Here is a 17,585-nt window from a genome sequence, read left to right as displayed (position 1 = left end):
GCCTGCCCAGTGCCGATCCAGAAATGGCCCATTACGTTCAACAGTATCTGAAAAGTATTCACGAAGATTCCAGGACAGCCCTGCTGGAGCAGGTGCACCAGTTGATCTGGACGCTGCTGCCGACCGGGCTTTGCTCGGTAGAACACGTGGCAGCCCACCTTGGCCGCGACAGACGGACACTGCACCGGCAGTTGACGCGCGAGGGTGAGACGTTTTCTTCGCTGCTGGATCAAGTACGCAGGGAACTGGCGGCACGTTACCTGGCAAATCCCCACCATCCCTTGAGCGAAATTGCCGGCGTTCTCGGTTTTTCCGAACTGAGCGCCTTCTCCCGCTGGTTCAGCCGACTCTTCGACTGCAGTCCATCGTCCTGGAGAACCCAGCCCTCCCCGATCACCCCAAGAGGCTTCTGAAGTCAGTACTTTTTAGCGCACTTTAAAGGTAGAACAATCCAAGCGATCGCCTAAGCTCCAGAGAGGGTTTCTGGTGCGGACATTGCAATACAGCCCAATGAGGACTTTGATGGACCGACGCGAATTTCTTGAGAGCAGCGCCCTCGGTCTCGGCGGCCTTGCCGTGGCCAGCGCCATGGTTGTCTCGGCTCCGGCCGAGGCGGCGAGGGAATCCTCGCAGACCAAGGCCATCGACACGGTGCGGAACTGGGACCCTGCCAAAGCCGAGGCATACCTGAAGGTGAACACGAATCCGTGGACAAACGGCATTCTCGACATCAAGACCATCGAGCTGATCTGCGTCGGCCTGAACGCCGCCTGCACAAACCTGCAACCGGAGCCCACGCGCCGTCACATCAGGGCTGCACTTCAAGCGGGCGCCACCCGAAACGAGATCCAGCTGGTGATCGAGGGAGCGGCGTTCATGGCGATCCATGCGTGCAGTCTCGGCGCGCCGATTCTGCTCGAGGAGGGCAAGGCGGCCGGGAAGACGCCTACTGTCAAGAATGTTGCGACCCCTTCGGCCGATATGATGAAGGAGAAGGGACTCTGGAATACGGCCTGGGATCCATTCTTCAACCTTGACCCTCTGTGGACCGATCAGTTCTTTGCGGCCGTCGGGGGCATTTACGACGGAAAGACTCTCCAACCGAAGTTCGTCGAACTGCTCAGCATCGCATTGGACGCGTCGGTTACGCACATGTACGCACCCGGCACGCGGCGCCATATCAAGGGGGCCTTGGCCCTGGGTGCGACCATGGAAGAGATCATGGAGACACTCAAGATTGCCACGTCCTTCGGCCAGGAGAGCATCAACATGGCGATACCGATCCTGGCCGAGGAAATTGCTGCATTCGAGAAGAAAAAATAGTCTGGCAGGTTGGCATATCTCCCCCAGATAATCGCTCGAAGGGTGACCGCTTTCGGCGTTCAGCGCGTGCCAAGAGCGCCCACATCTCTAGACCGCGACAGACAGCAATGGGTCGGATAGCGACGGTCTAGCATCGACCGTCACTATGGATGATCAGACCTCCGTTTGTTCTGCCATTTCCAGGGCATCATCGACCTCGATTCCCAGGTATCTGACAGTGCTTTCAAGCTTCGTATGACCAAGCAGGAGTTGGACAGCTCTCAGGTTCTTCGTCCTGCGATAGATCAACGATGCCTTGGTTCTCCGTAGCGTGTGGGTACCGTACATGGTTGGATCAAGGCCAATGGCTGTCACCCACGCTTTGACTATTCGAGCGTATTGCCTGGTGGAAAGATGGTCTGAGGCGTGCAACCGGCTCGGGAACAAGAAGTCCTCGCTGCGGAGACGCGCCCGATGCATCCAAGCCTCCAGAACCGTTCGGGTTTGCTCAGTGATTTCAAATTGCACTGGGTGCTGAGTTTTCTGCTGCATCACGATGGCCCGTGACGACACATGCTCCCCATGGGCGATGTCTCGGACTCGCAACTTGGTTAAGTCACAGGCACGCAGCTTGCTATCGATGGCCAAGTTGAAGAGCGCCAAATCACGCGTCTTCTCAGCAAGCTGAAGTCTTACTCGAATGGCCCAGATATCTCTGACTCGGAGCGGGGATTTCTGCCCGACAAGCTTTCCCTTGTTCCAAGGCTGATGGCTGTATCTAGCAATAGTGTTCATGGCTCGTCCTCCACGTTGAGGGGAGGACAAGGGTGGATCAGTCACAATGGCTGGTGGTCGCTATCCGACCCATTGCGGCCCTTCGGAACCAGCAGATACCGGTAGGTGGAGGGATACCCCACGTATCTACTTAACTTGGAGTCGCTCTTCCTTGTAAGCCCAATCAGCACTGTTAATCTTGGTAGTTAACAAGGCATAAAAGTGATTTACACGAAGCAATGCCTTCGTTACCCATAAGTATCTGGCTCAGGTTTTTCACCTGACATTAGCTCGCTGAAAGCGCGCCCTAGCGAGCGCGCTGTGATTTACAACAATGGAGGGGCTACTTCTCGACCAGTACCTTGGGGTTGGAATTGCCCCAAACGGTATAGAGATCAGCGAGTAGCGCACCGTTGATCTCTTCGACTTCAGCCTGGCTGATCTCACTTGTGCCTTGCTTACCAAACAGTACTACTTCGTCACCTGCTTTTACGTCGGGTGCATCCGTGACATCGACCATCAAGGTGTTCATAGAAACCTTGCCCACTACTGGTACTCGATGACCATTGATCAATACCACACCCTTGTTGGTAAACACGCGGCGATAGCCATCGGAGTAACCGACCGTGATGTTCGCCAGTTTCGAATCGCGGCTCAGAGTGTATGTACGGTCATACCCGACAGTATTGCCGGCCGGGTAGTTGTTGACCGACGCGACGTGCGATTTGAACTGCATAACTCGTTGATACTCGGTGTGCGACACCACAGTATCGCCGTACAAGGCACCCCCAGGGCGGACCATGTCCAGGTGCGACTCAGGTACTTCCAAGGTGGCGAACGAGTTGGCCGCATGCAGGGTTATTTTTTTTCGGTCGAGTTGGGCTACGTCCATCAACCAAGCAGCCTGTTCATTAAAGGTCGCCAGGCCCTTGCGCACGTCTTCTTTCTCTTCCACCGCGAAGTGGGTCATGATCGCGACCACTTCGAGGTTCGGTACCTTGGTGATGGCTACAGCATCCTTCTTGCCTTGTTCGGTGGCCATCTCCAAGCCATTGCGGCTCATACCACTAGAGTTCAGACCAATATGAACTTGGAGTTTGCGCCCGTGTTTGTTTGTTAGCTCTGCCGCTTGACGGGCGAAATCGAGGTTGCCGACCAGTTCCTGGGCGTTGTATTGCAGCGCATCTTCGAGTTCGCTTAAGGACGCGGTACGCACACGGATCAACTCGCCCTTGTAGCCGCTCTGGCGAACCACGCGCATCTCTTCATTGCTAGCCACCGCCACACAGGGCACGCCATACTTAATCACCGATGGCATGACCAAGCCGATGCCATGGCCATAAGCATCAGCCTTGAGCACCGCACACAGCTTTGACTTACCTTCAAGCTGGCCCAGCAGTGTCTGGATGTTGTGGTCCAGCGCGGCCTTGTTGATTTCAACCCATGCGTTGCTGTTTTGTGCGATCAACGTGCTGCTGCCATTGTTCAATGTCAGCGGCGGTGCTGCTTGGACATGTGCCTGAACAAAAATCAGGCTGAGGGACAGCGCTAGGACAGTACGAGTAAAGTGCATATGAAACTCTCCATTGAGTCGATCTTTTTATTGTTTGGGTGATTCATCCGCTGAAGAATGTATTGTTTCATTCGCTCCGGTGCCTAATGGTTCACACGAGCGATTATCTCTGTATACGAGGCTTTCCTACTCTTTGTTCAAGAGACAAATCCGACTCCCCCCTAAATCCGGAACGCTGCCTCCTTAAGGGTTAAGAGGTTTGATGCGGGAAATGCCTCTTGAACAATAGAATTTGAACTCAGTGACGAATCACCTGCTGTAAAAATGATCGAGCTCGATCAGATTTAGGCGCATCAAAGAATTCAGCAGGTGAAGCAGACTCTACAATCCGCCCTGCATCCATAAATACCACTCGTGAAGCAACAGAGCGCGCAAAAGCAATTTCATGGGTAACCACAATCATGGTCATTCCTTCACTCGCCAACTCTGTCATCACATCGAGTACTTCCCGAACCATTTCAGGGTCCAATGCAGCAGTAGGCTCATCGAAAAGCATAACTCGCGGTTTCATACACAAGGCGCGAGCAATTGCTACACGTTGCTGTTGACCACCAGAAAGTTGGTCAGGATATCGATCAGCCAGATGAGGAAGGTGTACACGAGCAAGGTAAAATTCCGCTACCTCCACGGCATCTCTTTTGGACATTTTTTTCACTTTCTGCAATGCAAGAGTGCAGTTTTCCAAGACTGTAAGATTGGGGAACAAATTGAATTGCTGGAACACCATACCTACTTCTAGGCGTACACGATCCAAGGTCGATCTGTCTCGCGTTAACTCATATCCAGCCACCCTGACTTTCCCTTTATCATGGGCTTCAATACCGTTTATGCAACGAATTAACGTAGACTTACCAGAACCAGAGGGACCGCAAACGACAATCCGTTCCCCAGGTGTTACGTTAAACTGAACATTATCCAAGCAACGAAAGTTACCGTACCATTTAGATACGCTTTCCAGTTGAACAACGCTGTTAGAGTTAGAAATATTCTCATTCGATTGAATCATAGAGTTGTTCATCATTTGCCTCCAGCCCGTGCAGGAACCGATGACCTAATGCCACGCGAGTATCTCCGTTCCAACCGAGCCTGACACGCCTCAAGGATCGCCGACATAATCCAGTAAATAAGTGCTGCCGTGATTAGCATTTCCATATTGCGGAAGTCTGCGCGGCCAATTGCCCGAGCTAGATACATCATCTCCCATACACCCATTGCTGAAACGAGCGCACTGTCTTTGAGCATCATAATAAACTGATTGCCCGTAGCAGGGACGATAAGCCGTAATGACTGTGGCAAAACAATCCACCGAAGAACCTGCATTTTTCCTAGAGCAAGAGCGTCAGCTGCTTCCCACTGACCTCGAGGAATAGCGGTAATACCACCGCGAAAAATCTCAGCCATATATGCACCGTAATTCAAGGCTAATGCGAGAATACCAGCCGGCACCGCGGGAATCGTCAACCCAGCCTGAGGCAAGCCGAGATAAATGATTAATATTTGAAGGAGAAGGGGTGTCCCTCGAAAAAACGAGATATAAAAAGATGCAATGCCATATGTAAATCCATCTCCGAAAAGCTTGGCCAGGGCAGCAAGCAGCGCAAGAATCATGGCCAGCGCAATCGAAGCCGCACATATGAAAAGAGTCAGGGCTGCTCCTTGTAAAAATCCGTCTTTTAACTCCAAACCAAGAATCGACTTCGCTTTTTGCAGCGCGTAAGCTGGTTCAAAGTCAAAAGAGGAGCAAAAGAGAACGAACAGGAATGCCAGTTCCACCCACACTAAAACTACCGCAAATCGAAATGGAGTTCGACGAACAACTAGCCAGTTGCCCACCACAAGGAGGGTCCCCAACAACACCTTATAAGGCATGTCAGCCCAGTCGACGATTTCAAAATTGCTGAATAGGGCAAATACACCGAGCAGAAGAAAAGCAACTCCGCAAATTACATCTCGCTTGATGCGGCGTGACTCTGAGCTTACAGGTGTAACTAGTGATGCACATTGCTCATCGCGAGGCAAAAGCACTTGTGAATCCTTAGATATTATTTTAATTGACATTTCAGGAGCTCCCGCACCAACAAAGACGTTCAGCAGCACTTTGTTGGTGTCAGCATTATGAATTACTTGATCGACACACTGAGTCAGCTGTCACTACGAATAGTCGTTGTATAGTCTGCGTGAAACCATTTCTCCGAGAGCTGTTTCAGCACGCCGTCTTTTTTCATTGACTCAACCGCTTGCTGGATATGACCAGCGAGTTCGGGGTCGCCTTTCTCAATTGCCACACCTAATGGCTCGTAAAATAGCGCACCACCTACTTGGCGAATAGGGTAATTGGATTTTATTGCACCCAAAATTGCTTGCTGTGAAACAACTACAGCATCAAGTCGAACACCGTCTCCCAAACGCAAATCATCGAGTGCCGTGGCCTCTCCCTCGTACGTCGTCATGGCAGGGTTTTTTACTTGAAACATGAAAGGGACTTGGCCATCTGAGTCGATATTTAATGTGCCAAGGAGGTATTGTTCATAAGTAGAACCTGCTTGCGTACCTACCTTTTTACCGCTGGCATCTGAGGCGGACTTGATAGTGGCATTCTTTACATGAACAGCCAAACCACCAGGGGCATAGTAATAAATAGCCGGAAAATCTAGTACCCGGCGCCGCTGAGCAGTCGGAGTCATGGAGCCAACAGAAAGGTCCCACCTGCCTTGCCAGTTACCAGCCGTAATAACATCCCAGCTTGGGGTAACAAAGCGTACATTGACTCCAATCCGTTTGGCGATTTCACGTGCAACCGCTACGTCAAAACCATCGAGATTGTTTCCGTCTGACAAGAAGGAAGCAGGTGGATTAGCTACGTCAGTCGCTACAACCATTTCTTTTTTCTTTTCGATTCTATCCCATGCTTGACCTGCATGCGCGGCAATAGATGTATATGTCGAGAAGATTACCAGTGCTGAAACCACAAGTCGTTTAGCAAAAGCGTTAGTTGCTTGAGTGGTCCTCATTACTATTTCCTCTTTGATTTGTTATGGAAAATTTGTACTTCGGGATATATTACGAGTTGTATGAAACGCAGACGTATTTCATTTCCGTATATTCGGCTGTGCCATGCCTGGAGCCTTCCCTTCCAAGTCCAGACTGTTTCCAACCGCCGAACGGTATGGGAGGCCCTGTAAAACTAGGGGTATTAACTGCAACCATCCCATATTCAAGACTGCTAACAACTCTTGTGGATCGGGCGAGGTCGTTGGTATATACATAGGCTGCCAAGCCCATTTCTGTGTTATTAGCACGCTTAACTACCTCGTCTTCACTATCAAACGGTAGAATTGCAGCCAAAGGACCAAATATTTCTTCGGTAGCGATCAACATGCCATCAGTAACATCAGCTAAAACGGTTGGTGAAACAAATGACCCGATTGAACAATCCGAATGATGAGCGACTACACGCGCTCCTTTTTCGATTGCATCCGCAATTAGGTGACGGCATTTGTCTGCCGCTGACAGACGAGTCATTGGTCCGATTTCGGATCCGACTTCGAGCCCATGGCCGACGCGCAATTTCGAAACTTTCAGGGCGAAACGCTCAACAAACTCTTTGTAAATTCCGCGCTGAACATAAATCCGATTAGCCGCAAGGCAGTCTTGACCGGATGTGGCGAACTTAGCTGCCATACAGTCATCGACAGCCTTATCAAGTGGCATATCATCGAAAATGATGAATGGTGCATTTCCACCTAATTCAAGTGACACTTTTTTGACCGTTGCCGCGGCCTTCCCAAGTAGCAAGCGGCCTACTTCCGTCGACCCAGTAAATGAGAATGCTCGCACTTCTTTACGCTCAAGCAAGCGCATGGATAACAATGCGGCGTCGCCAACTATGACTTGCAGTACTCCCGACGGAATCCCCGCTTCTTTAGCCAATCTAATCATGGCCAAAGCCGACAACGGCGTTTCTGGGGCGGGTTTAACAATCATTGTGCAACCCACAGCAAGTGCTGCAGCGGCCTTCCGAGCAATCATGGCAGAAGGGAAGTTCCATGGTGTTACGCAAGCCGTTACGCCTATTGGTTGTATTACGACGCTCAGATTTCTTCCTGGCTTGTGGCTTGGCAATGTCTCCCCGTACAGTCTTTCTGCTTCTTCTGCAAACCAATCAATGAACCCAGCTCCATACTGGATCTCCCCCCGGGACTCATCAAGTGGCTTACCTTGTTCAAGAGTAATCAGCGTAGCCAAGTCTTCCTGATGCTCTCGTATTAGCGCAGCCCACTTCCTTAGCAGATTGCCGCGCTGCTTTGGCAGAAAGTCAGCCCAACCAGGAAAAGCGCTCACTGCGGCGTCTACTGCCTCGTCGACATATTCGGCGTCAAGGCTTGAAACGCTGCAAATCAGTTGGCCGGTAGCAGGATCATTCACATCAATCATCGTTGGGCTATTTAACCACTGCCCGTTTACCAATGACGATCCAAGTAGGAAATCCTTTCTTCTTATCAGCCTGATTCCGAGTTCCGTGTAGTCCATGAGTGAATTCATAAACTGGACGTTCTCTAGTGTATTAGTGCTCATAAATACCGGTCCTTTATACCGTAATAAGAGTAAGCAGCCCTCAACTGTGCCTCTCTGAGGCATGGCAACTCAAATCGTGGCAACTGCTTTCTAAAAAGAGTAATGTTTGGCTCTTCTGGCTGTCCCGCAACTTGGGCGGCAACAAGACGACCAAAGTGAGAGCCAAGAGCAACGCCGTTACCCATGTATGCAATTGAGTAATGAACAGAGGAATCTTCAGTAACACCCATATGCGGATGTTTGTCGCGTGATAGACACACCCAACCACGCCAAAAATACTCAACTTCGACGGATGCCAGGCTCGGAAACATATCGACCATGCGCTTGATCAGCCAATCATATGCCTGCTTGTTGCGGCTTCCTTCATCGCGAATTCCACCACGAGCACCAAAAAGAAGTCGACCATCGGGCAACAATCGATAGTAAAAAACAAGCTTGCGAGTGTCGCTTACCATCATTGTGGTGTTGAGTCCCGCTTTAACCTGCTCCTGAGGTGTCAATGGACGTGTGACAGCAATATTCGATATAGCTGAAAGAACACGGCCAGCCATCCAGGGATTTAATGAGTCTAATGTATATCCAGCAGTCGCTATTACTACATGGTCAGCGACCAAGGTGCCTTCAGGCGTTGTAAGGACATGCCGACCGCCCTCCTTAGTCCAACTCAAAACCGGTGACTGATCGTGGATCGTCGCACCGTGGTCTATTGCTGCTTTTGCCATTCCGCGAGCGTATTTAAGCGGATGCAGTCCGAACCCGTTAGGGTAGATCAGCCCACCATACCCTTCAGTGCTACCAATATAATTTTGTCTTAGGGTCTTCTCGTCAACAAATTCGGTTTCATAGTTGAAACTTTCTTTGAGAAGTCGTTGAGTCGATCTTAGTCCGTCTATTCTGGAGGTTTTATGAGCGATATTTATCCAGCCGGTTTCGGCGCGCTCAATATCAATCATGTTGTCACGCACGATGTCTTCTACAGTCTTTACTGCGGAAAATCCGACGTCAAATTGTTGTTTCGCTTCCTCAAGCCCGTATTGAGCTACGGTATCTGCATAGTCATCTTTGCCGACGCAGATCATTGAAAAACCGCCATTACGGCCGCTTGCTCCCCATCCAACTTTATTGGCTTCTAGGACGGTCGCTTTAATCCCATGTTTTTTTGCAAGGTGATAAGCGCACGAAAGGCCTGTAAATCCGCCGCCAATAATAGCAACCGAAGTTTGCGATCTGCTCGTCAACTGATTGGCTGTAGCCACTTCCTCCCCGGCTGTCGCCGCCCAGTAAGATGGCGCATGGTCCAGCCCAGGCATTTCTAAGCGTATAGGGGAACTGACTTTAGTCGTCGGTTCCGCATTAAACCCAAGGTCCTTTCCGCTCAGGGTTAAGCCACTACTCAGCGGACTACAGTTCGTATTACCGTGGTCTTTTACGCTGTTCATGACTTAACCTTGCGATAGGCGTCCTTTAAGGTGATGTGCCCGTTATGTACCAGGAAGACATCAATCCCAAGAACGGCTACTGACTGTCCATTTGCATCTTTACCGCTTACATCCCATGTCGCAGTGACCCCACCCTCGAACGGGTAGATCGCCACCAACTTCAATTTTGTTTCGCCCGCAGCATCGAACATCACTTTCACAGCTGGTTCAATTTCATGACGCCCGCGATATGTTGTTCCAGGCTCAGGCCCTTGGGATGCACAATAAACGGCGTCTTCGGAAAATATTTCAATCACTGTCTTTAGATCTTGTTTTGCCCAGGCGGTGAAAAACCGATCCACTACTTCAACTGGGTCACCGATCACCACTTCAGTCACATTGCTCATTACCACCCACACCTCTTAACTTGATCCAGAGAACGGCGGAGTTAGATCTGCCGGTTACCACCATAATATTCTCAGTTTTCGGTTTAATACGGCATGTTTCATTTATAAAATGACTTCTGAACGTCAAAATATGTCAATTTTTGACGTTTGCCGTATTTCCAACTATGTTCAACTGACCTTGCCATAGATGGTTTATTTCGCAGGCCGTTACGAGGAAAGCATCAGTGACTCACAACACCCTTGATCGTGGTGATCGTCGAATTCTTTCGATTTTGCAGAGAGATTGCCTTATCCCTGCTGATCAAATCGCTGAAGAAACAGGTATGTCCGCTTCTTCTGTTTTGAGGCGTATCCGTAAGATGCGCGATGATGGAGTAATTCAGGGACAGGTCACGATTGTAGATGCGAAGAAGGTCGGAATGCCCTTGACCTTCGTCACTGCGCTAGAAATTGAGAGAGAACGCAAGGACTTACTATCTCAACTTAAAAGATGGTTGGATAAAGAAGACTCCGTCCAGCAGGCTATCTATACAACTGGCTCTGCCGACGTCTACTTGATCGTAGTAGCAAAGAATGTGGAGGCCTATGATGCTATTACTCAGCGCCTTGTAGAGGAAAATCCGAACATCCGTCGGGTTACAACCAGCGTTGCTCTACAAACATACAAACGTGGATTATATATACCAACTGAAGATGACAGTGTCTGATGTTATACACCAATCCCTAATTCACCTCTTGAGGGGCTGGCATCGTCTTTTCTGGTCTGACACGGAGTCTACGGCGTGACAAAATACGCCCCCTTCATCATTCCGCAACGGATGAGTGCTATCACTCCAATCGACTTTCGCCGTAACGGCTGTGGCATCTGCCTGCGCCTAATTCCTTTTGTTCCGCGAGACACGTTATGAATCCAGCCCCCCAGTTACCCCAAGTGCCTCCGACTATGACCAAAGGGATGGTGCTGCTATTCGCTTTCTGCTGCGGCTCAATCGTGGCTAACATTTACTATTCGCAGCCGATCATCGGCCTGATTGCCCCGGACATTGGTTTGACCAATACCATGGCCAGCCTGATCGTTTCGCTGACCCAGATCGGTTTCGCGCTTGGCCTGTTCTTTCTCGTGCCCCTAGGTGATCTGCTTGAGAACCGCCGGTTAATGATCACCACCACGGTAGTGGCTATTGTCAGTCTTATTAGCGCGGCACTAACCGATCGACCAAATGTATTTTTGTTGATATCGCTGCTGATAGGCTTCAGTTCGGTATCGGTACAAATACTGATTCCGCTGGCTGCTCACCTAGCGCCAGAAGAATCTCGCGGCCGCGTAATCGGCGGGATCATGGGAGGTTTACTGCTGGGGATTTTACTGGCGCGACCTGTGTCCAGCGTCGTTGCTGACCATTTCGGCTGGCGGGCGATATTTGTCTTTGCTGCTGTGTTAATGGCAATCATCAGCATAGTGCTGGCCCTTACTATCCCCAAACGCCGGCCAGATCACAGTGCATCCTATTGTCAGTTGCTCGGTTCGCTGTGGATCTTACTCCGCCAATATCCAGTATTGCGGCAGCGCGCGTTTTATCATGGCTGCATGTTCGCTGCGTTCAGCCTGTTCTGGACTGCGGTGCCGCTGGAACTGGCGCGCAATCATGGCTTGTCGCAGTCGCAGATCGCGATCTTCGCCCTTGTCGGAGCTATTGGCGCCATCGCCGCCCCCATCGCCGGTCGCCTCGCCGATGCAGGTCACACTCGCATCGCTACGTTATGGGTGCTGCTGTTAGCTAGCCTGAGTTTTTTCCCCGCCTTAATCCATCCGACCTGCAGCGTTATCTGTTTGGCAATGACTGGTGTGGTCCTCGACTTTTGCGTACAGACGAACATGGTCCTCGGCCAACGCGCGGTTTATTCCCTTGACGCCAAAAGCCGCAGCCGCCTGAATGCGCTGTACATGACCAGCATCTTTATCGGTGGCGCATTTGGCTCTTCGGTGGCCAGTCCAGTGTATGAGTACGGTGGCTGGTTGTGGATCGTGATCGTTGGCAGTGCGCTTCCGCTGCTGGCGTTGGTGAGGTTCTTGAGTGTGCCTAAAGAATCATCCCTGGCAACGGCATAGTTCGTTAATAGCGTGGCCGCGAAGGTGCTGAATTAGGCGCGTTAAATGGATTGGTGAAGGCTCAAGATGTGAGCTTTTAGTTTCTCGAAATTTTGGCTATCCAGCATGAGTATCTGCGGTGTAAGGACGCCTTTGAGCTCTTCGTCGCGCAAGGTGAGTTCATCGTCCTGCAGGGGCATAGCCATCAGCGGGCGTATCGGGCCTACAGTGCCTATTCCAGCTTCATCCACCATCTGTATTAACTTTATATGGCCCTATTTACACGGGACCATCAAGTCGTGGACATCAAATATAGGTAAGCGTCCAGCCAACACACCTTCCGAACTCCAGCGTTAAGGGCGATGGTGTCCGCGTATTTTTAAGCGGACGCGATCGCCCTTAACGTCAGGATTTCCATGCGCCAACGAAGCTCTTACCCGAAACCGTTCAAAGCCCAGGTTGTTCAGGAATGTCTGCAACCGGGCGCAACCCTATCCAGCGTTGCCATCAGCCACGGCATCAATGCCAACGTTATCCGCAAGTGGCTACCGCTTTATCGAGATCAGCTACCAGCGGCGTTGCCGGCTTTCGTTCCGTTGAAAGCTACGCCTAAACGGCAGGTGGAAGCGTTGGCGACCATTGAGTTGCCGCTTGGCGAGCAATCGATCACAGTGAAATGGCCAACGTCCGATCCTGAAGGCTGCGCCCGCTTTGTCCGTGGACTCACTCAATGATTCGCATCGACGCCATCTGGCTTGCCACCGAGCCCATGGACATGCGTGCCGGTACTGAAACGGCGCTGGCCAGGGTGATCGCGGTGTTCGGTGCGGCGAAGCCGCACTGTGCTTATCTGTTCGCCAACCGCCGCGCCACTCGTATGAAAGTGCTGGTGCATGACGGGATTGGCGTCTGGCTGGCTGCTCGCCGGTTGAACCAAGGCAAGTTTCACTGGCCCGGTATTCGGAATGGCTGCGAGATGGAGCTGGATACCGAGCAACTTCAGGCCTTGGTGCTCGGTCTGCCTTGGCAGCGCGTTGGGGCGGGCGGTGCAATCACACTGCTTTAACGCCCGCCATTAGCCCATTGGTCTATCGCCGCAAACGGCTTGCTCTGGCAAAATTCGCGGCATGACTTCATCGCCCAATCTCGACCAAATGTCCCCAGACCAACTGCGTGCCCTCGCGGCGCAGTTGCTGTCCCAGGTTGATTCTCTCGGGCAGCAGGTCGACCGGATGGGCAAGAAGAACGACCGCGACCAAACCATCATCGAGCAGCTCACCCACGAAATCGCCTGGTTCAAACGTAACAAGTTTGCCAAGCGCAGCGAGCAACTGAGCCCTGCCCAAGGCAGCCTGCTCGACGACCTGCTCGACACCGACATCGCGGCCATCGAAGCCGAGCTGAAGGCGCTGAATCCGCCGGCTGCGCCGGCCGAACCACGCAAGCAGCCCAAGCGTGTTTCCTTGCCAGCGCAGTTTCCGCGTACCGTGATTTATCACGAACCCGACACCACCCAGTGCGCCTGCGGCTGCCAGCTCCAGCGCATCGGCGAAGACGTCAGCGAGAAGCTGGATTACATCCCGGGCGTGTTCACCGTCGAGCAGCATGTGCGCGGGAAATGGGTCTGCCGCAAATGTGAAACGCTGAGTCAGGCTCCGGTTCCGGCCCAGGTCATCGACAAGGGCATCCCGACCGCAGGGCTGCTGGCTCACGTGATGGTGGCCAAGTTCGCCGACCATTTGCCGCTGTATCGGCAAGAGAAAATCTTTGGCCGCGCCGGCCTGGCTATCGCCCGCTCGACCCTGGCGCAATGGGTCGGCCAAACCGGTGTGCAGCTCCAGCCCTTGGTCGATGCGCTGCGCGAAACAGTGCTTGCTCAAGGTGTGATCCACGCTGACGAAACGCCGGTACAGATGCTCGCGCCGGGCGAGAAGAAAACCCACCGTGCTTACGTCTGGACCTACTGCACCACGCCTTTTTCGGCGCTCAAGGCAGTGGTGTACGACTTCAGCCCGAGCCGGGCGGGCGAACATGCACGCAATTTTCTTGGCCAGTGGAATGGCAAGCTGGTTTGCGATGATTTTGCCGGTTATGTTGCGGCCTGAGTTATGTGATCCCGACCGGGCGAATAGGCAGTTTCTCTGTTGTCGATAGGTGATTGACGCAACATAAGTTGCAGCGCCTTGGTAGACCCTCATCACCTGGAGTGTCTGCCATGTTCGAGAATATCTATTCTTCAAACGCTGCCTGTAAACGCCATCGTGTGGGATCGCTGGCCGCTGAACGCGAGCGATATCTACAGCACTGTGCTGAGCAGGGCTGTACGCATGCCTCCCTTTACTTGAAGGCGTGCTGCTTGCTTTGGATCGCCGAACGGGTGCAGCCAAGCGACCTCAATGCAATCAATTCGTCACGGCTGCGCCAGATCATTCACGAAGGGCCATTGCCGGCCAATTCTCCTGCAACTGCTACGACGTTGATAAACACCGCAAGACCTTGGTTTAAGTTCCTGGGCTGGTGGCAAGAGCCAACGGCGGAGCCAATTCCATTCGAGGAGAATCTTGAGCTTTTCGTCTCGTGGATGCGGGATGAACGCGGGTTGACACCATGTACCATCAGTCAATGGCGCAGTCGAACGGCAACCTTTTTGCGCTGGTGCTTCAACACAGGCCGCAGATTTTCGACGCTTAGCCCCGAGGATATTGATGCCTACTTCATCACCTACGGTGCGCAACGGTGGTCGCGAATTTCGGCAGGGCACGTCGCAACAATGTTGCGGGTATTCCTGCGCTACGCGGCAACGCAGGGAGCATGCAGCAGTACATTGGCCGACTCGATCCGCGCCCCGCGACATTACGCCCTAGAGTCACTTCCCTATGCACTGAGCTGGGAGGATGTTCAGCGAGTACTCGCAACTACAAATTCAAGCTCTGAACGCGATGTGCGCGACCGAGCCATCCTGATGCTTCTCGCCGTCTACGGTTTACGCCGGGGAGAAGTTGCCGCACTCCGGTTGGATCAGATCGACTGGGCTGCTGGCCAATTGCATATTTGGCGATTGAAGCGCCGTCAGCCACAGGTTTATCCATTGGCGTTCACAGTGGCTGAGGCATTAGCGCAATACGTCGACACAGTGCGTCCGAAGGTACTGCACCCTGAGATATTCATCCGAACTCGGGCGCCGCGAGTCCCCATCTCCGCTGCTGGCCTATACAACATCGTCAGCGGCAGATTGCGTCTGCTCAACATACAAGTCGCACATTTGGGGCCGCACGCGCTGCGACATGCATGCGCGGCCAGGCTGCTCGCCAATGGGCTGAGCCTCAAGGAGATTGGCGACCACCTGGGCCACCGCAGCACGTCGGCGACAATGACGTACACCAAGGTTGATCTGGTCTCGTTACGTGAAGTCGGTGACTTCGACCTGGGAGACCTGCTATGAGAACCTTGGACGTAGTCAATGCCTACGTGGCTGTCCGTCGTGCCCAAGGCGTGGGCCTGAATAGCAGTGCCAGAGTACTACGTCAGTTTGCACGTGAGACTGGAAACCTGCCGCTGCCCGAAGTTACTCCAGAGGCAGTAGCCGCATTTCTGCATGGGCACGGTGAGCTAAGCGCTACGTGGAAGACGAAGCGAGGATTACTTGTTAGCTTTTATCGCTTCGCAATCGCACGTGGTCACACAACGATCTCGCCCCTGCCGGAACGACCACCACAGTTTCCACCGGCACAGACTCCCTATGTCTATGCCACCGCAGAAATACAGCACTTGTTAGATGCCACCGTCATACTGAGTACCTCGCTCAGTCGCCTTCAAGCTGCGACATACAGAACCCTCCTGCTGATCCTTTACGGTGCAGGGTTGCGCGTCGGAGAGGCGATCAGACTAAATCTCTGTGACGTCGACCTCGAGCAGCGAATCATCACCGTTCGTGACACGAAGTTCTATAAGACAAGACTGGTGCCGATTGGGCCCAGGCTGGCATCGAAACTGCGAGTCTATCTAGGACAACGTTGCGCGCTGGCACTTCCACTGGGCCAAGACTCTGCCCTGCTGTGCACTCGTACTGGCCATCGCCTGAACTACCAATACGTCATAACTGTGTTCCAACGTGTTCGTTTGGCGGCAGGTATTGCTCGCCCAACTGGCGAGCTACGGCCACCGCGCCTCCATGATCTGCGGCATACAGCCGCCGTTCATCGTGTACTGGGATGGTATCGCGCCGGTAAGGATGTACAGCGGCTATTGCCGCAATTGGCAACGTATTTGGGGCATGTCGACATAAGGTCGACCCAGCGCTATTTGCATATGACTCCCGAACTGTTGCACGAAGCGAGTCGCCGATTTGCCATTTATTCAGGCCAGGAGATTGATCATGATTGACCGCAATCGCCTCGGGGCATGGGTACGTCGCTTCTTGTTGGAGTATCTGGTCGCCGAGCGCAACCTATCCCACAACACCCAGATCAGTTACCGCGACACGCTGACGCTCCTGCTTCCATTTGTCAGTCGACGAGCCTCGGTGGCAATCGACCATTTAACGGTGCTCGACATATCGCCCGCCATCGTGCGCGCATTCCTTGAACACGTCGAACACGAGCGCGGTTGTGGCATCGTCACGCGCAACCAGCGGCTCTGCGCGATTCATTCATTAGGGCGTTTCATTGCTATGCGATCGCCAGAGCATTTGGCGTGGTGCACAGAGATCCGTTCTATCCCGTTCAAAAAAACTACCCAGGCAGTCATCCACTACCTCGACAAGCCAGAAGTGGAGGCTCTGCTCCGGGCACCTAATCGGGCTACGAGCCAGGGTGCACGGGACTATGCGATTTTGCTGTTCCTATACAACACCGGCGCCCGCGCTGACGAAGCTGCCTGCCTCAGCGTTGGTAATTTGCAACTTGGGACTTCACCCTCCGTGCGCATTCTGGGTAAGGGAAACAAATGGCGCGTCTGCCCCCTGTGGTCAGTAACAGCTACAGCGCTGCGGGCACTCATCGTCGAACGCAGAACAGAGGATCGCGTATTCATAGGTCGTGCCGGGAATCCCATGACTCGATTCGGCATCCATCGCGTTGTGTCGGTGTATGGACGAGCAGCCGGCAAGTGGGTTGATTCCATGCAAGGCAGGCGCATCAGCCCGCACACTATTCGACACACGACCGCCGTTCACCTGTTAAGAGCCGGGGTCGATATCAATACAATTCGGGCCTGGCTGGGGCATGTCTCCTTGGACACAACCCACATCTACGCGGAAGTCGATCTCGAAATGAAGGCCAAGGCGCTTGCATGTTTGGACGTCACAAATGTGCCTGAGGCTGTGCGCCTGCGACCGAGTTCAGCATCTCTCATGGCGTTCATGCGAGGGCTGTAACATGAATTTATGTGCCACTTTTTGCGCCGAACTCCCGATTGGGAGGCGGCGCCTCTTACCACCGCAACATAAC

18 protein-coding genes and 1 pseudogene are annotated in these 17,585 nt (G+C 52.7%); 10 read left to right on the top strand and 9 right to left on the bottom strand.

Annotated features, from left to right (window positions below; translation table 11 throughout):
- Window positions 1-23: 23 nt before the first annotated feature.
- Together AC3IX1_RS11785 and AC3IX1_RS11780 are read left to right on the top strand one after the other, a co-directional pair.
- Window positions 24-413: a helix-turn-helix transcriptional regulator gene (locus tag AC3IX1_RS11785; protein ID WP_489388307.1), complete on the top strand. Its 390-nt coding sequence runs from the start codon at window positions 24-26 to the stop codon at window positions 411-413.
- A 109-nt stretch (window positions 414-522) separates the two neighbouring features.
- The gene (locus AC3IX1_RS11780) at window positions 523-1,323 is read left to right on the top strand and encodes a carboxymuconolactone decarboxylase family protein (RefSeq protein ID WP_489388306.1); all 801 of its coding nucleotides are present in this window, start codon (window positions 523-525) and stop codon (window positions 1,321-1,323) included.
- Window positions 1,324-1,476: 153 nt separating this feature from the next.
- Here AC3IX1_RS11780 and AC3IX1_RS11775 read toward each other — a convergent pair whose 3' ends face one another.
- The 8 genes from AC3IX1_RS11775 to AC3IX1_RS11740 all read right to left on the bottom strand — a co-directional run bounded on the left by AC3IX1_RS11775 (window position 1,477) and on the right by AC3IX1_RS11740 (window position 10,049).
- Window positions 1,477-2,097, bottom strand: coding sequence for a tyrosine-type recombinase/integrase (locus AC3IX1_RS11775; RefSeq protein WP_489388305.1), 621 nt, complete (start codon window positions 2,095-2,097; stop codon window positions 1,477-1,479).
- Between the two features lie 322 nt (window positions 2,098-2,419).
- The gene (alr, locus tag AC3IX1_RS11770; RefSeq protein ID WP_489388304.1) at window positions 2,420-3,649 is read right to left on the bottom strand and encodes an alanine racemase; all 1,230 of its coding nucleotides are present in this window, start codon (window positions 3,647-3,649) and stop codon (window positions 2,420-2,422) included.
- Window positions 3,650-3,887: 238 nt separating this feature from the next.
- A complete protein-coding gene (locus AC3IX1_RS11765; protein WP_489388723.1) occupies window positions 3,888-4,655 on the bottom strand; it encodes an amino acid ABC transporter ATP-binding protein in 768 nt (255 codons plus the stop codon).
- An 11-nt stretch (window positions 4,656-4,666) separates the two neighbouring features.
- Entirely contained in the window at window positions 4,667-5,746 is a 1,080-nt protein-coding gene (locus tag AC3IX1_RS11760) for an amino acid ABC transporter permease (protein WP_489388303.1), read from the bottom strand.
- Window positions 5,747-5,790: 44 nt separating this feature from the next.
- Window positions 5,791-6,660, bottom strand: a complete 870-nt coding sequence (locus AC3IX1_RS11755) for a transporter substrate-binding domain-containing protein (RefSeq protein WP_489388302.1) — start codon at window positions 6,658-6,660, stop codon at window positions 5,791-5,793.
- 49 nt (window positions 6,661-6,709) lie between these two features.
- Window positions 6,710-8,224: an NAD-dependent succinate-semialdehyde dehydrogenase gene (locus AC3IX1_RS11750; RefSeq protein ID WP_489388301.1), complete on the bottom strand. Its 1,515-nt coding sequence runs from the start codon at window positions 8,222-8,224 to the stop codon at window positions 6,710-6,712.
- On the bottom strand, window positions 8,221-9,663 hold the full coding sequence (locus AC3IX1_RS11745; RefSeq protein WP_489388300.1) for an NAD(P)/FAD-dependent oxidoreductase: 1,443 nt from the start codon (window positions 9,661-9,663) through the stop codon (window positions 8,221-8,223). The genes AC3IX1_RS11750 and AC3IX1_RS11745 overlap by 4 nt, the downstream gene beginning before the upstream one ends.
- Window positions 9,660-10,049 (bottom strand): nuclear transport factor 2 family protein, encoded by a 390-nt coding sequence (locus tag AC3IX1_RS11740; protein WP_489388299.1) that lies wholly within the window; start codon window positions 10,047-10,049, stop codon window positions 9,660-9,662. Before AC3IX1_RS11740 ends, AC3IX1_RS11745 begins: the two co-directional genes overlap by 4 nt.
- A 224-nt stretch (window positions 10,050-10,273) precedes the next feature.
- Between AC3IX1_RS11740 and AC3IX1_RS11735 the strand changes: the two genes are divergently transcribed.
- Complete coding sequence (locus AC3IX1_RS11735; protein WP_489388298.1) at window positions 10,274-10,756, top strand: Lrp/AsnC family transcriptional regulator; 483 nt, start codon at window positions 10,274-10,276, stop codon at window positions 10,754-10,756.
- A gap of 197 nt (window positions 10,757-10,953) precedes the next feature.
- Entirely contained in the window at window positions 10,954-12,159 is a 1,206-nt protein-coding gene (locus tag AC3IX1_RS11730) for an MFS transporter (protein WP_489388297.1), read from the top strand.
- A 41-nt stretch (window positions 12,160-12,200) separates the two neighbouring features.
- On the opposite strand, the gene AC3IX1_RS11725 is transcribed toward AC3IX1_RS11730, so the two are convergent.
- Window positions 12,201-12,392 (bottom strand): hypothetical protein, encoded by a 192-nt coding sequence (locus AC3IX1_RS11725; protein WP_489388296.1) that lies wholly within the window; start codon window positions 12,390-12,392, stop codon window positions 12,201-12,203.
- A 162-nt stretch (window positions 12,393-12,554) separates the two neighbouring features.
- On the opposite strand from AC3IX1_RS11725, the gene tnpA reads away from it, so the two are divergent.
- The 6 genes and pseudogenes from tnpA to AC3IX1_RS11695 all read left to right on the top strand — a co-directional run bounded on the left by tnpA (window position 12,555) and on the right by AC3IX1_RS11695 (window position 17,512).
- Entirely contained in the window at window positions 12,555-12,872 is a 318-nt protein-coding gene (gene tnpA, locus AC3IX1_RS11720) for an IS66-like element accessory protein TnpA (RefSeq protein ID WP_256453176.1), read from the top strand.
- Window positions 12,869-13,204: an IS66 family insertion sequence element accessory protein TnpB gene (tnpB, locus tag AC3IX1_RS11715; RefSeq protein ID WP_256453175.1), complete on the top strand. Its 336-nt coding sequence runs from the start codon at window positions 12,869-12,871 to the stop codon at window positions 13,202-13,204. The genes tnpA and tnpB overlap by 4 nt, the downstream gene beginning before the upstream one ends.
- A gap of 61 nt (window positions 13,205-13,265) precedes the next feature.
- Window positions 13,266-14,240: pseudogene (tnpC, locus tag AC3IX1_RS11710) on the top strand (IS66 family transposase); the annotation flags it as partial.
- Between the two features lie 113 nt (window positions 14,241-14,353).
- Window positions 14,354-15,580: a tyrosine-type recombinase/integrase gene (locus AC3IX1_RS11705; protein ID WP_489384666.1), complete on the top strand. Its 1,227-nt coding sequence runs from the start codon at window positions 14,354-14,356 to the stop codon at window positions 15,578-15,580.
- On the top strand, window positions 15,577-16,521 hold the full coding sequence (locus tag AC3IX1_RS11700) for a tyrosine-type recombinase/integrase (RefSeq protein WP_489384667.1): 945 nt from the start codon (window positions 15,577-15,579) through the stop codon (window positions 16,519-16,521). The genes AC3IX1_RS11705 and AC3IX1_RS11700 overlap by 4 nt, the downstream gene beginning before the upstream one ends.
- Complete coding sequence (locus AC3IX1_RS11695) at window positions 16,514-17,512, top strand: tyrosine-type recombinase/integrase (protein ID WP_489384668.1); 999 nt, start codon at window positions 16,514-16,516, stop codon at window positions 17,510-17,512. The genes AC3IX1_RS11700 and AC3IX1_RS11695 overlap by 8 nt, the downstream gene beginning before the upstream one ends.
- Window positions 17,513-17,585 lie beyond the last annotated feature (73 nt).

The sequence above is a fragment of the Pseudomonas sp. KH_046_2 genome (genome assembly GCF_057838985.1).
The sequence above is the reverse complement of the archived record's forward strand: the minus strand, read 5'-3'. Positions and strand labels throughout refer to the sequence as shown.